The organism is Flavobacterium sp., from assembly GCF_035299245.1.
Taxonomy (GTDB): domain Bacteria; phylum Bacteroidota; class Bacteroidia; order Flavobacteriales; family Flavobacteriaceae; genus Flavobacterium.
The window spans coordinates 274,393-288,150 of the sequence record NZ_DATGWY010000004.1 but is presented as its reverse complement, the minus strand read 5'-3'; the positions used below and the strand labels follow the sequence as shown (position 1 = coordinate 288,150).

The window sequence follows — 13,758 nt, the reverse complement described above, 5'->3', positions numbered from 1 at the left end:
GGACAAGCTGTCAGGATGACAAGATTGCAGGTAGACGTTTAGTAATAAAAAAGTCAGTGCATCAGTGGCAAAAAAAACCTAACAGGTTATGAAAACCTGTTAGGAAAGAAAAAACCACTCAATTACGAGTGGTTTTGCTATTTATTCTGGGTCGTTCATTTTGAAACTTTCCATGAATTTTGTGGTATAATTTCCGGCCACATAATCGGGTTCGTCCATCAATTGACGATGGAATGGAATTGTGGTTTTGATACCTTCGATGTAAAACTCATCTAAGGCTCGCTTCATTTTGTTGATGGCTTCTTCACGAGTTTGCGCTGTTGTAATCAACTTGGCAATCATCGAGTCGTAATTAGGTGGAATGGTGTAACCAGCGTACACGTGGGTGTCTAAACGCACTCCGTGTCCGCCTGGCGCATGCAATACTGTGATTTTTCCTGGTGAAGGACGGAAATCGTTGTAAGGATCTTCGGCGTTAATTCGGCATTCAATAGAGTGTAATTGTGGCAAATAATTTTTACCCGAAATTGGCACACCAGCGGCTACTAATATTTGTTCGCGAATCAAATCGTAGTCAATTACTTGTTCGGTAATTGGGTGTTCTACTTGAATACGCGTATTCATTTCCATGAAATAGAAATTACGGTGTTTGTCCACCAAAAACTCTACGGTTCCAGCACCTTCGTATTTGATGAATTCGGCTGCTTTTACTGCGGCTTCACCCATTTTATGACGCAATTCGTCGGTCATGAATGGCGAAGGAGTTTCTTCGGTTAATTTTTGGTGACGGCGTTGTACTGAGCAATCTCTTTCGGATAAGTGACAAGCTTTTCCATACGAATCACCCACTACTTGAATCTCGATGTGACGTGGTTCTTCGATGAGTTTTTCCATGTACATACCATCGTTTCCGAAAGCAGCTGCCGCTTCTTGACGTGCGCTTTCCCAAGCTTTTTCCAGATCTTCTTCTTTCCAGATGGCACGCATCCCTTTTCCACCACCTCCGGCGGTAGCTTTCATCATCACAGGATAACCGATTTCTTTGGCTACTTTTTTAGCTTGAGTGAAATCTTCTAAAATTCCTTCTGAACCTGGCACACAAGGCACGCCCGCTTCTTTCATAGTGGCTTTTGCAGTCGCTTTGTCTCCCATTTTATCAATCATTTCGGGTGAAGCACCGATGAATTTGATTCCGTGTTCTTGACAAATTTTAGAGAATTTGGCGTTTTCCGAAAGGAAACCGTATCCTGGGTGAATCGCATCGGCATTAGTAATTTCGGCTGCTGCGATGATATTGGACATTTTTAAATAAGAAAGGTTACTTGGCGGCGGACCGATACAAACCGCTTCGTCGGCAAATTTTACGTGCAAACTTTCGGCGTCTGCTGTAGAATATACTGCAACGGTTTTGATGCCCATTTCGCGACAAGTACGAATAACACGTAATGCTATTTCTCCTCTATTGGCAATTAATATTTTTTTAAACATCTTTTTTTAGTTTAGATTATAAGACTATAGGATTATAAGACTATAAGATGTATTTATCGGCTCTCGAAAATCTTATAGTCTTACAATCTTAAAATCTAAATTATGATGGATCAACTAAGAATAATGGTTGGTCAAATTCTACTGGTGACATGTCGTCTACCAATATTTTCACGATTTTTCCTGAAATTTCAGCTTCGATTTCGTTGAATAATTTCATGGCTTCTACAACACATAAAACATCTCCTTTTCCGATTGAAGCACCAACTTCAACAAACGGAGCTTTATCTGGAGCAGGTTTGCGGTAGAAAGTTCCAATCATTGGCGATTTGATAGTAACGTATTTTGCGTTATCGTCGGCCGCTGGAGCGGCAGCAGCAGGAGCAGCAGGAGCAGCTGGTTGTGCAGGAGCGGCTTGCGGCAATGCTTGTTGCATTGGTGCTTGTTGCACATACGTTATATCAGGAGTATTACCTTCAAGAGTCGTTCTTATCGTAATTTTGATGTCTCCAGTTTCTAGTTTTACCTCAGCAACACCCGAATTGGATACAAACTTGATTAGGTTTTGAATTTCTTTTAAATCCATGATTTGTTTGTTTTAGTTATAATTTATTGTTTGTTATAAGCCCATTTTAAATAGATTGAACCCCATGTAAATCCGCCACCAAAAGCAGCAAAAATAAGGTTATCTCCTTTTTTGAATTTGTCTTCAAAATCACTCAACAACAAGGGTAAAGTGGCTGAAGTTGTATTACCGTATCGGTGAATATTGACCAATACTTTTTCTTCATCCAATTCCATTCTTGATGCTGTAGCGTCGATGATTCGTTTATTAGCTTGATGTGCGATTAACCAATTTACGGTGTCTTTAGTAAGGTTGTTGCGTTGCATGATTTTTTCACTTACATCTGCCATCCCTGAAACGGCGTACTTGAAAACGGTTTTACCATCTTGAAAAACATAATGTTGTCTGTTTTCTACGGTCTCTTTTGATGGAGGAAGAATGGATCCACCGGCATCAATCTTAAGATATTCTCTACCGATTCCGTCAGAGCGAAGGTATTCGTCTTGTAATCCTAAACCCTCATAATTCGGTTCGAACAATACAGCACCACCGCCATCACCAAAGATGATGCAAGTTGCTCTATCCGTATAATCAATAATAGAAGACATTTTATCGGCACCAATCAACAGTACTTTTTTGTATCGCCCTGATTGGATGTAAGCAGCCGCAGTTGACATTCCGTAAAGAAAACTCGAACAAGCCGCTTGTAAATCGAAAGCAAAAGCATTAACAGCGCCTATTTGTGTTGCAACATATACACCTGTTGTTGCTACAGGCATATCTGGAGTAGCTGTTGACATTATTACCAAGTCGATTTCAGCAGGATTTACTCCGCTTTTTTTTATTAAATTTTGTGCAGCTTTAATAGCTAAGTAAGAGGTGCCTTTTCCGCTTTCTTTTAGCAGGCGACGTTCTTTGATTCCCGTTCTAGTGGTAATCCACTCATCGTTAGTGTCTACCAAAGTTTCAAGTACTTCATTAGAAAGCACATAATCGGGAACATAAGCACCCACAGCGGTAATTGCGGCAGTAATTGAATTCATAGAATGATTTTAATTCTTTTTTAATGAAATAAAAGTGGTGGAAATTACGAAAAAAATAGGTACGTTTTTCACAAAAATCATAAAAAACAAAAAACTCTCACATCAGTGAGAGTCTTGTACATTGTAACTACCTATATTAAGCTTCAGCTACTGATTTATCAATAACTACTTGACCTCTATAATACATTTTTCCTTCGTGCCAGTAAGCTCTGTGGTATAAGTGAGCTTCACCAGTTACTGGGCAAGTAGCGATTTGAGCTACAGTTGCTTTGTAATGTGTTCTTCTTTTATCTCTTCTTGTTTTCGAGGTTTTTCTCTTAGGATGTGCCATTTTACTATATTATTTATCCGTTAATAGTTGTTTTAATTTATCCCATCTAGGGTCAATGTCATTGTCTTTTTTATCTTCTTCTTTTGTCGTTTTGACAGCTAGGTTGTTAAGTTTATCTAAGGCTTCCGATTTTAATGTTCCGTCTTTTACACCTGGATGAACTCGTTTGGTGGGCACAGAGAGCACAATCATTTCATAAATGTATTGAGCAATGTCCACTTGGTATTCGCCATGAGGCAGAATTAAAATTTCTTCATTATCGTTATTAAATTCTTCACCAAATTTCACTATCAAATTCATTTTACCTTTAATTGGCAAATCGAATACTTCAGTAGTTAAATCGCATGGAACAGTAACCGTTCCTTTGTGTTTGAAACTAATTTCTAAATGTGTACTTTTTTTATCTAATACAACTCCAACTTGAATATCACAATTTTCATATTCGTGATAGTCATAACGTTCAAAGAACTTATTATTGATTTGAAACTCAAATTGATGCTTTCCTAACTTTAATCCAATAAACGGAATTAAAAACTCATTCTCTATTTTCATCTCAACTTCAATTATCCGCGTCTATGGAATTCCACAAACGGAGTGCAAAGATATAAAATATTCGTAAATCCAAAAGACTTATTCACCTTTTTTTGTTAATAACTGTTTTTCTTGGATTTTTAGAGGTTTTTGGCTGATTTCTAGGTATTCATTTCTCGAATTATAGACATCAATTGCCAAATAAACAGCTTCTTTGAACGAAGTATTATCAGCAATTCCTTTTCCTGCAATTTCATAGGCCGTTCCGTGATCTGGAGAAGTTCTAATTTTAGACAAACCAGAAGAATAATTGACTCCATTACCGAAAGCCAATGTTTTAAAAGGAATTAAACCCTGATCGTGATACGCCGCTAAAACAGCATCAAATTTTTCATATTGGCCACTTCCAAAGAAACCATCGGCTGAATAAGGTCCGAAAACCATAATTCCTTTATCAAATAACTTCTTTATTGTTGGCTTAATTACTTCATCATCTTCTTTACCGATTACGCCATTATCTCCAGCGTGAGGATTTAGGCCTAGAACCGCAATTTTTGGCTTGTTGATGCTAAAATCTTGAATTAAGGTTTTGGCAAGTGTCTCCACTTTTTGAGTAATTAGTTTTTCTGTAAGATGTTTAGCTACATCTGTAACTGGAATGTGATCAGTAAGTAATCCTACTCTCAAATTATCATTCACCATAAGCATCAAAGCTTCTTGGCTAAATTCTTTACTTAAGTAATCCGTATGTCCAGGGAATTTGAAGTCGTCAGATTGAATATTATATTTATTGATTGGGGCCGTTACTAAAAGATCTATTTCTCCTTCTTTTAAAGCTTTTGTAGCGGCTACAAACGATTTTATAGCGTATTTCCCGATAGTATCATCATTGGTTCCGTAATTTATTTCAATTGGTTCGCGCCACGTGTTGATGACATTTATTTTCCCAACAACAATTTGATCTAACTTATCTATTCCGTGAATAGTCGCCGTTAGTTCAAATGTTTTTTTCACAAAAGACATCAATTTGACGTTAGCAAAAATAACAGGTGTACACAATTCTAACATTCGAGAATCCTCAAACGTTTTCAAAACCACTTCGCTTCCAATACCATTCAAATCTCCGATTGAAATTCCTACAATAATATTTTCTGCTTTTTTCATCTTTCTTTAATTTATTATTTTATTGAGTGAGTTACAATTTCATTTGACAAAACTTATTTGCAACAACTCATTTCGTAATACCTTTATTTATTGCTATTTTTGTGGTGCAAATTTAGTAAAATAAAACTACAATGTTTACAGGAATTATAGAATCACTCGGAATTATAGAAGAAATTGAAAAAGAGAACGACAATTTGAATATAACTCTTTTTTCAAAAATTACCTCCGAATTAAAAATCGACCAGAGTGTTGCTCATAATGGAATTTGCTTGACTGTTGTTAAAATCAATAATGACTTTTATACCGTAACTGCAATCAAAGAAACTATTGATAAAACCTCAATTGGCAATTGGAAAAAAGGAGATTTGATTAACTTAGAACGGGCTATGAAACTAGGAGATCGTCTAGACGGGCACATTGTTCAAGGTCATGTTGATCAAATTGGTATTTGTAAGGAAGTGAAAGAAACTAACGGAAGTTGGTTGTTTACTTTTAAATACGACAAAAGCCTCAACAACATTACGATTGAAAAGGGTTCTATAACTATTAATGGAGTAAGTCTGACTGTGGTGAATTCAAAGTCAGATGAATTTAGTGTGGCTATTATTCCATATACATTTGAAAACACTAATTTCAAAAGCATTACAAAAGACACCGTTATCAATCTAGAATTTGACGTTATTGGTAAATACGTAGCCAAACTTCATTTGAAATGAAAAAAGAGTAATAATTTATTTTATTACTCTTCTTCTATATTGGTGTATTTTATAAGCACCTAAAACTAAAGCAACGAACAACATCGCAACTATTCCTCCATCTACAGGAAACCCTGGCGGTGGAGTCGGCGGCGGCGGCTCAGGTGCAGCAAAACTAAAATTACTGCAAAATAAAACTGCAAATACTAGTATTATTCTCATTGGGACATTATTCATCGGCGTAAAAGTAAAAAAAAAATCATTTCATCAAAATTTTTTATCACATTTATTCAATAATAATCGATATAAGGTAACTATTCGTTAAAATAGGTACAATAATTAGATACGTACTTTTTTGTCAAATAGTTTTAACCTAAATAAAAAAGACTTCGTTTTAGGAAGCCTTTTTTATTTTGTGGTCCCACCTGGGCTCGAACCAGGGACCACCTGATTATGAGTCAGGTGCTCTAACCAACTGAGCTATAGGACCAGTTTGCTTCACAGACTTTTTATTATTTCTGTGCTCTATGAATAAAGCCTCGGCTTCATTTAGAGGTTGCAATATTACCACTATTTTTTGTTTGATGCAACTATTTTTTACACGATTTCCTGGCAAAGCTCAATTAAAACGCCATTAGTTGATTTGGGATGCAAGAAAACCACCCATTTATTGTCAGCTCCCTTTTTAGGTGTTTCATTAAGAACTACAAAACCTTCATTTTTTAATCGCTCTACTTCTGAATTAATATCTTCTACATCAAAAGCAATGTGGTGAATTCCTTCACCTTTTTTCTCGATGAATTTGGCAATTGGACTGTTCTCATTAGTTGCTTCTAATAGTTCAATCTTATTGGGCCCAACTTTAAAAAAGGAAGTTTTTACACCTTCGCTTTCAACTGATTCTTCTTTGTAAGATGGTGAACCAAAAAGTTTTCCAAAAATTTCGTTTGATGTTGCAATACTTTTGACTGCAATACCGATGTGTTCAATTTTTCTCATTGTAAAGCAACTGAGTGCCTGAGTGCCTGAGTTACTGAGTCAAATATAACAATTTTTGAGATTTGTATATTGTTAATTAATATAGATTGATACAAAAATTTTTAGAATTCTGATTCACAGTTACTCAGCTTCTCAGTTGCTCAGTATCTTAAAAAATCGTATTTTTGCCTCATGGAAACGAATAGACAAAAAAAAATAGGTGCGGTTTTACAGAAAGATTTAGTTGATATTCTTCAAGGAGAAATCAGAAAGAATAATCTAACCAACTTGGTTATTTCGGTTTCAAAGGTGAGTGTTACAACCGATTTGGGCATTGCGCGTGTTTATCTTAGCGTTTTCCCAACCGACAGAGCAACTGAAATTTTAGAAGCTGTAAAATCAAATGCTCCTTTAATTAAACACGACTTATCTCAGCGCGTAAAACTACAATTGCGTAAAGTTCCTAATCTAACTTTCTTTATTGACGATACTCTAGATTACCTGGAAAAAATTGACAATGCCTTGGCAGGCAAGGAAAACCCTATTGAAAATCCTGAACTTTTAGAGAAACGTAAAAAAGCCTAGGTTGAATTTTCCTCTTTACATAGCTAAAAGGTACATTCTTAGTAAAAGCAAAAATACCGCCATTACTATCATTTCTTTTTTTGCTCTAAATGGAGTAATCTTTGGCACATTAGCGCTTTTTGTAGTACTTTCTGTTTTTAGCGGATTACGTGAATACAGCGTTCAGTTTACCAATGATTTTGATCCCGATTTAAAAATAATCACACTCAAAGGAAAATCATTTACTCTTTCTGATGAAGAAGAAAATAAAATAAAATCCCTCAAAGGAGTTAAAGTTTGTAGCAAAGTTGTCGAAGAACGTGTGCTTTTTTATTTTAATGGAAAAGAACAAGTAACTTACATAAAAGGAGTTGACAGTCTGTTTGAAAAGAGCAACGGAATTTCGAAGAACCTTTTTAATGGACAATGGTTAAAAACAAATACCGTTCAGGCCGTGATTGGTTACGGAATTTCTCAAAAATTATCGATTGGCCTTTTTGATTTTAACAATCCATTAGAAGTATATGTGCCGAAACCTGGGAAAGGACAAATTGAGTCAGAAGAACAAGGTTTTAATAAAGAATATTTAATTCCGGTTGGAATTTACGCTGTCAGTGAGGAATTGGACAGTAAATATGTTTTTGTTGACTTGGGATTATCTCAAGAGTTAATGGGATTTCAGCCCAATCAAGTTACCGGTTTAGAAATCAAAACTGATGATCAATCAGATAATCAAACGCTAATCGAAGAACTAAAAAAAATACTCCCTAATAAAGTAGCTGTAAAAACCAGAGAAGAACTCAATTCAACTTTACACAAAATGCTCAATACTGAAAATATTGCTGTATATCTAATTTTTACATTGGTCATAATTGTAGCTCTTTTTACCTTAGTTGGTGCGCTCATCATGATTATTTTGGAGAAAAAACTGAACTTAAAAACATTACTGAATTTAGGTGCAGAAATCAAAGATTTGAGGAGAATTTTTATGCTTCAAGGATTAATTTTGAGTGTTTTTGGTGGACTGATTGGACTAATTTTAGGGACGATAATTGTTTTTTTACAACAAAAATTCAGTTTGATAATGATTAATGAAAACCTCGCTTATCCCGTAGTTTTTGAAGCTAAAAACTTGATTATTGTATTGTTGACAATAGTGACTCTCGGATTTATGGCTGCGCTGATTGCAAGCAGTAGAGTTAGCAAACAGCTACTCGACTAAACAAATTGATAATTCGAATAGATATCCTGAATTTCGTCTAAAGCTTTAAACAAACTCTCAGCGTCATCCAAAGTTACCAATCGCAAACGATGTTCTTTGAAGTTGGAAACTCCTTTGAAATAATTAGTATAATGGCGACGCATTTCTACGATTCCCAATCGTTCTCCTTTCCAATCCATTGACCAGGTTAAATGATTGCGAGCCGCTTCTACTCGATCGCTCATGGTTGGCGCAGGCAAATGTTCACCCGTTTTGAAGTAATGTTTGATTTCGTTGAAAATCCACGGATAACCAATCGCAGCCCGACCAATCATCATACCATCCAAACCGTATTTGTTTTTGTATTCTAATGCTTTTTCGGGTGAATCAATATCGCCATTACCAAAAATGGGCATCGTAATTCTAGGGTTTTCCTTCACGCGTTGAATGTGCGACCAATCGGAATGACCTTTGTACATCTGCGCTCTTGTACGTGCATGAACGGTCAAGGCTTGCACACCAATATCTTGCAAACGTTCGGCTACCTCATCAATATTGATTGAATTTTCATCCCAACCCAAACGCGTTTTTACCGTTACCGGAAGATTGGTTCCTTTAATCACCGCTTTGGTCAAACGCACCATCAAATCGACGTCTTTCAAAACTCCAGCGCCAGCGCCTTTGCATACCACTTTTTTTACGGGACAACCAAAATTAATATCAACCAAATCAGGTTGTACCGCATCTACAATTCGAGATGACATCTCCATAGCTTCTTCATCACCACCAAAAATTTGGATGCCAACTGGACGTTCGTAGTCGAAAATATCCAATTTCATTTTACTTTTTACCGCATCGCGAATTAATCCTTCGGATGAAATGAACTCAGAATACATCAAATCGGCACCGTGTAACTTACACAATCTACGGAACGGTGGATCGCTCACGTCTTCCATAGGCGCGAGTAAGAGCGGAAAATCGGGTAAAATGATGTTGCCAATTTTGGGCATGAATGCTGTTTTTTTTGCAAAAGTACAAATTTTTAAATTTTATACGATATCGACTCACAACAGCAAAACAAAATATGCCGTTAAATTTTTGTAAACTACAAATAAATCAGCTAATTATGATTAGTTTTGCGCAAACCTCTAATTATTCATAATATGAAAAAGATTGCCTTATACCTTTTATTGTTTGTCTCGATTATTTCTTACGCTCAAAGAAAACCTGATTCTTCCATTCCCTTAGAAAACACCTTGAAAGAGGTTTACTTTAACTCTTTTTCCGGAATTCCGGTAGTTCAAAGTAACAAAGAATTAATTGGTATTGATCCGTATCAAAACAAAGTAATTTGGAAACAACCAATGGGTTCTTTAGGTTCTTTATCTGCTATGAGTGGCGATGGTGAAGCGGTTGTAAATAATATTGATAGAACTCCTTTTATTATTTTAGAAAACAAAACATTACTCGATACACGAAATGGTAACGTACTATTAAAAGGAAACAAAATAGAAGGGTTTCAACTACTTCCAGATATTTTTTCGGTTTTGGCAGTTACCAAAGGCGAAAAGGGCGAAAAAAGTTTCTCTTTAATAGACATGAAATCATCTACAGTTAAATGGACCGCTCCATTAAAAATAAAAATGAGTTTGATGGATAAAGCAATGGCCTTGAGCAATGAATCAACTCCCGAAAGTTTTAGAAATCTTATTCATACTAAAAACGATAGAATTGCTTTGATGTACGGCAAAACCATTATTGTTTTGGACGGTGCAACTGGCAAAATACTTTTGAATGAAAACATTAAAGCCGGAATGTTGTTTACCGACGAAAACGAACAAAATCTTTTTGTAGTAGAAGGTAATCCTGGTTTGGTTGCTGAGTTGAAAAGTTTCAGCGATAGCGTTATTGTTTTTGACTTTGCTACAGGAAAAGAAGTTCAAAAAATAAAGTTAGACGGAAACTTTGGTTGGTATAAAATTATCGATGGTAACATCTTCATCAAATCGAAAGAAGCCGGAATGATGTACACTAGTTCTGGAAAAGAAGTGTGGAAAAATAAATTTGGTGAGAAGCGAATTTTAAGCATTGATAAAGCTCCAGAAGGTTACTTAGTAAGTTATAAAATGGAAAAAATGCTTTTGGATGCCGAAGGAAAAAAAGTGTGGAAAAAAGCGGAACGACTGGTTCTTCCTTTTGAGGAAAACGATTATGATTGGTTAGAGGAAGAAGGTTATACAAAATACGAATATACCAATGGTGCGATTTATGTAACCAAACAAAAATTGAAATATTACGATTATAAAGACAAAAAGAACAACTTTGAACGCACATTAAACTATCAAACCAACTTGATTTCGTATGACGAAAAATCAAAAGGTCTATTAGTCATCGAATACGGAACGGGTTATGAAACTCTTTTCTTCTACAATCCTGATAAAAACATTGTTTCTTCCAAAGGACAACCTATTTCGATAAAAAAACCTGGCTATTTAAATATGTATGAAAAAACAGCCAATGGTTATTTCATTTCAAGTCCGTGGGAATACATTATTTTGGATGATAACGGAAAAATTATTGCTCAAAAATACTATTCTACTCCGGGTGAAGGTGGAAGAAAACTAATGAATTTTGCTGCTGGTGCACTGGATACTGCTGGTGCTGCAAGTACGGTAGTTGGAATGAGCAATGTTATACAAGGAACACCAGATGCAATGGGCAATGCTCTTGGCGCTCCCGGTACAAGTACGAGTCAAATGGAAAAAGGTGCCAAACAAATGGACCGAACTCAGTACTACACCGAAGCTTCTGCCATGTTGTATAATCCTAATCGTTTGAGTTCTTTTTCTCAAACTAATGAATACGCTTTCTATTTTACCAAAGACAAAGACGGAAATAAATTCTTGGTTCAAGTAGAAAAAAACACCGGTAAAGAAATTGACCGTTTATTGTTTCAAAATAATGCTCCAAAATACACTGTTGATGATTTTGAAAACAGGGTTTTTTACATCAATAAAAACAACTTAGATATTTTCAACATCAAGTAAGATTCAGAACGAATACCAACAAAAAATGCTCTTGTAAAAAAGGGCATTTTTTTTGAACTTTTATAACCGGTTGTTCTTATTCCATTTCTTTCATTAAAGATTGATGTAAACTCTAAACTTTGATTTATATTTGCAGATTAATTCCTATGTGTAGGATTTGCGTTAAGGATTGCAGCATTGTTTGAGCTCTCCCGATGGCAATCGGGAAGCGAGTGCGGAAAGCCTGACTCCCGATGTAGTAAAATGAAGTGAGGAACGAACAAAATTTTACACATACGGGATGGAACGCCCAAAAAACGAAGAGAAAGAGCATGAAAAATATTAGAAATTTTTGCATTATTGCACACATTGACCACGGAAAAAGTACGTTGGCGGATCGATTATTGAGTGCCACTCAAACGGTAACGGCTCGTGAAGAAAAAGCCCAGTTGTTGGACAATATGGATTTGGAGCGCGAACGTGGTATTACCATTAAAAGTCACGCCATTCAGATGGAGTACAAATACAAAGGGGAAGATTATATTTTGAACCTTATTGACACTCCGGGTCACGTTGATTTTAGCTATGAAGTATCGCGATCAATTGCAGCTTGTGAAGGTGCGCTTTTGATTGTGGATGCTGCTCAAAGCATTCAGGCTCAAACCATTTCCAACCTGTATTTGGCTTTGGAAAACGATTTGGAAATTATTCCGGTGTTGAACAAAGTGGATTTACCAAGCGCCAATCCAGAGGAAGTGAGCGACGATATTATTGATTTGTTGGGTTGTAAATTGGAAGATATTATTCACGCTTCGGGTAAAACTGGTTTTGGTGTGGAAAATATTTTAGCTGCCATTATTGAAAAAGTTCCAGCGCCAAAAGGAGTGAAAGACGAACCGTTGCAGGCATTGATTTTCGATTCGCATTACAATCCGTTTCGTGGAATTGAAGTTATTTTTCGAGTGAAAAACGGCGAAATTAGAAAAGGACAGAAAATCAAATTCATGGCTACTGGCAATGAATATTTTGCTGATGAAGTTGGAACATTGAAACTGAACCAAGTTCCGAAAAATGTAATTTCTACTGGAGATGTAGGCTATTTGATTTCGGGAATAAAAGAGGCGAAAGAAGTAAAAGTGGGCGACACGATTACAGATGCGAAAACGCCAACTACCAATATGATTACGGGTTTTGAGAACGTAAAACCAATGGTTTTTGCGGGAATTTACCCAGTTGATACTGAAGATTTTGAGGATTTGCGTGCGTCGATGGAGAAGTTGCAATTGAACGATGCGTCGTTGGTTTTTGCTGCGGAAAGTTCGGCTGCATTGGGCTTTGGCTTCCGTTGTGGATTCTTAGGAATGCTACATTTGGAGATCATCCAAGAGCGATTGGAGCGTGAGTTTGACATGACGGTGATTACTACAGTTCCCAACGTTTCGTATTTGGCGTACACCAAAAAAGAGCCAGAAGTTGGTATTATTGTGAACAATCCTTCTGATTTACCTGAACCTTCTAAATTGGATCGTGTAGAAGAACCTTACATTAAAGCGACCATCATTACCAAATCGGATTTCGTAGGAAACGTAATGAGTTTGTGTATTGAAAAACGCGGTATTATTACCAATCAAACGTATTTGACAACCGAACGTGTGGAGTTGAATTTTGATATGCCATTAGCGGAAATTGTATTTGATTTTTACGACCGATTGAAAACGGTTTCCAAAGGATATGCGTCGTTTGACTACTCGCCTATTGGAATGCGAACCTCAAAATTGGTAAAATTGGATGTATTATTGAACGCGCAATCAGTAGATGCACTTTCTGCTTTGATTCACGAAGACAATGCCTATAATATTGGTAAAAAAATGTGTGAGAAATTGCGAGAGTTGATTCCGAGACAGCAATTCGACATTCCCATTCAAGCGGCAATTGGTGCGAAAATCATTGCACGTGAAACGATAAAAGCGTTACGAAAAGACGTTACCGCCAAATGTTACGGTGGTGATATTTCCAGAAAACGTAAACTTCTTGAAAAACAGAAAAAAGGGAAAAAGAGAATGCGTCAGGTTGGAAATGTAGAGATTCCGCAAGAAGCGTTTATGGCGGTGTTGAAGTTAAACGATTAGTTGTAAGAAAATAGAATATAGAAAACCCAATAGCGAAAGTTGTTGG

General features: G+C 36.3%; 14 protein-coding genes and 1 tRNA gene. 5 read left to right on the top strand and 10 right to left on the bottom strand.

Annotation, left to right across the window (positions count from 1 at the left end; translation table 11 throughout):
- Nucleotides 1-141: 141 nt before the first annotated feature.
- From accC to pdxA, 6 genes are all read right to left on the bottom strand, one after another.
- On the bottom strand, nucleotides 142-1,488 hold the full coding sequence (accC, locus tag VK161_RS02935) for an acetyl-CoA carboxylase biotin carboxylase subunit (protein ID WP_324213260.1): 1,347 nt from the start codon (nucleotides 1,486-1,488) through the stop codon (nucleotides 142-144).
- A 100-nt stretch (nucleotides 1,489-1,588) separates the two neighbouring features.
- A complete protein-coding gene (accB, locus tag VK161_RS02930; protein WP_324213259.1) occupies nucleotides 1,589-2,071 on the bottom strand; it encodes an acetyl-CoA carboxylase biotin carboxyl carrier protein in 483 nt (160 codons plus the stop codon).
- 23 nt (nucleotides 2,072-2,094) lie between these two features.
- Complete coding sequence (locus VK161_RS02925; RefSeq protein WP_324213258.1) at nucleotides 2,095-3,093, bottom strand: beta-ketoacyl-ACP synthase III; 999 nt, start codon at nucleotides 3,091-3,093, stop codon at nucleotides 2,095-2,097.
- A 136-nt stretch (nucleotides 3,094-3,229) separates the two neighbouring features.
- Nucleotides 3,230-3,424 (bottom strand): 50S ribosomal protein L32, encoded by a 195-nt coding sequence (gene rpmF, locus VK161_RS02920; RefSeq protein ID WP_188600183.1) that lies wholly within the window; start codon nucleotides 3,422-3,424, stop codon nucleotides 3,230-3,232.
- Between the two features lie 9 nt (nucleotides 3,425-3,433).
- Nucleotides 3,434-3,976 carry a DUF177 domain-containing protein gene (locus VK161_RS02915; protein ID WP_324213257.1) on the bottom strand — a complete coding sequence of 181 codons (543 nt, stop codon included), beginning with the start codon at nucleotides 3,974-3,976 and terminating at the stop codon, nucleotides 3,434-3,436.
- Between the two features lie 78 nt (nucleotides 3,977-4,054).
- A complete protein-coding gene (gene pdxA, locus VK161_RS02910) occupies nucleotides 4,055-5,119 on the bottom strand; it encodes a 4-hydroxythreonine-4-phosphate dehydrogenase PdxA (protein ID WP_324213256.1) in 1,065 nt (354 codons plus the stop codon).
- A 131-nt stretch (nucleotides 5,120-5,250) separates the two neighbouring features.
- Here pdxA and VK161_RS02905 point away from each other — a divergent pair, with 131 nt between their 5' ends.
- A complete protein-coding gene (locus tag VK161_RS02905; protein WP_324213255.1) occupies nucleotides 5,251-5,835 on the top strand; it encodes a riboflavin synthase in 585 nt (194 codons plus the stop codon).
- A gap of 15 nt (nucleotides 5,836-5,850) precedes the next feature.
- On the opposite strand, the gene VK161_RS02900 is transcribed toward VK161_RS02905, so the two are convergent.
- The 3 genes from VK161_RS02900 to mce form a co-directional block, all read right to left on the bottom strand.
- Nucleotides 5,851-6,036 carry a hypothetical protein gene (locus VK161_RS02900; RefSeq protein ID WP_324213254.1) on the bottom strand — a complete coding sequence of 62 codons (186 nt, stop codon included), beginning with the start codon at nucleotides 6,034-6,036 and terminating at the stop codon, nucleotides 5,851-5,853.
- Nucleotides 6,037-6,230: 194 nt separating this feature from the next.
- Nucleotides 6,231-6,304, bottom strand: a tRNA-Ile gene (locus VK161_RS02895).
- A gap of 107 nt (nucleotides 6,305-6,411) precedes the next feature.
- Nucleotides 6,412-6,813 carry a methylmalonyl-CoA epimerase gene (gene mce / locus VK161_RS02890; protein WP_324213253.1) on the bottom strand — a complete coding sequence of 134 codons (402 nt, stop codon included), beginning with the start codon at nucleotides 6,811-6,813 and terminating at the stop codon, nucleotides 6,412-6,414.
- Nucleotides 6,814-6,984: 171 nt separating this feature from the next.
- Between mce and rbfA the strand changes: the two genes are divergently transcribed.
- The gene (rbfA, locus tag VK161_RS02885) at nucleotides 6,985-7,377 is read left to right on the top strand and encodes a 30S ribosome-binding factor RbfA (protein WP_324213252.1); all 393 of its coding nucleotides are present in this window, start codon (nucleotides 6,985-6,987) and stop codon (nucleotides 7,375-7,377) included.
- 1 nt (nucleotide 7,378) lies between these two features.
- A complete protein-coding gene (locus tag VK161_RS02880; RefSeq protein ID WP_324213251.1) occupies nucleotides 7,379-8,578 on the top strand; it encodes an ABC transporter permease in 1,200 nt (399 codons plus the stop codon).
- Here the strand turns inward: VK161_RS02880 and dusB are convergent.
- A complete protein-coding gene (dusB, locus tag VK161_RS02875; RefSeq protein WP_324213250.1) occupies nucleotides 8,575-9,567 on the bottom strand; it encodes a tRNA dihydrouridine synthase DusB in 993 nt (330 codons plus the stop codon). The two genes, VK161_RS02880 and dusB, sit on opposite strands and share 4 nt — an antisense overlap.
- Nucleotides 9,568-9,720: 153 nt before the next feature.
- Here dusB and VK161_RS02870 point away from each other — a divergent pair, with 153 nt between their 5' ends.
- Together VK161_RS02870 and lepA are read left to right on the top strand one after the other, a co-directional pair.
- Complete coding sequence (locus tag VK161_RS02870) at nucleotides 9,721-11,604, top strand: hypothetical protein (protein ID WP_324213249.1); 1,884 nt, start codon at nucleotides 9,721-9,723, stop codon at nucleotides 11,602-11,604.
- A 311-nt stretch (nucleotides 11,605-11,915) separates the two neighbouring features.
- Entirely contained in the window at nucleotides 11,916-13,712 is a 1,797-nt protein-coding gene (gene lepA, locus VK161_RS02865; protein ID WP_324213248.1) for a translation elongation factor 4, read from the top strand.
- The last annotated feature ends 46 nt before the right edge of the window (nucleotides 13,713-13,758 follow it).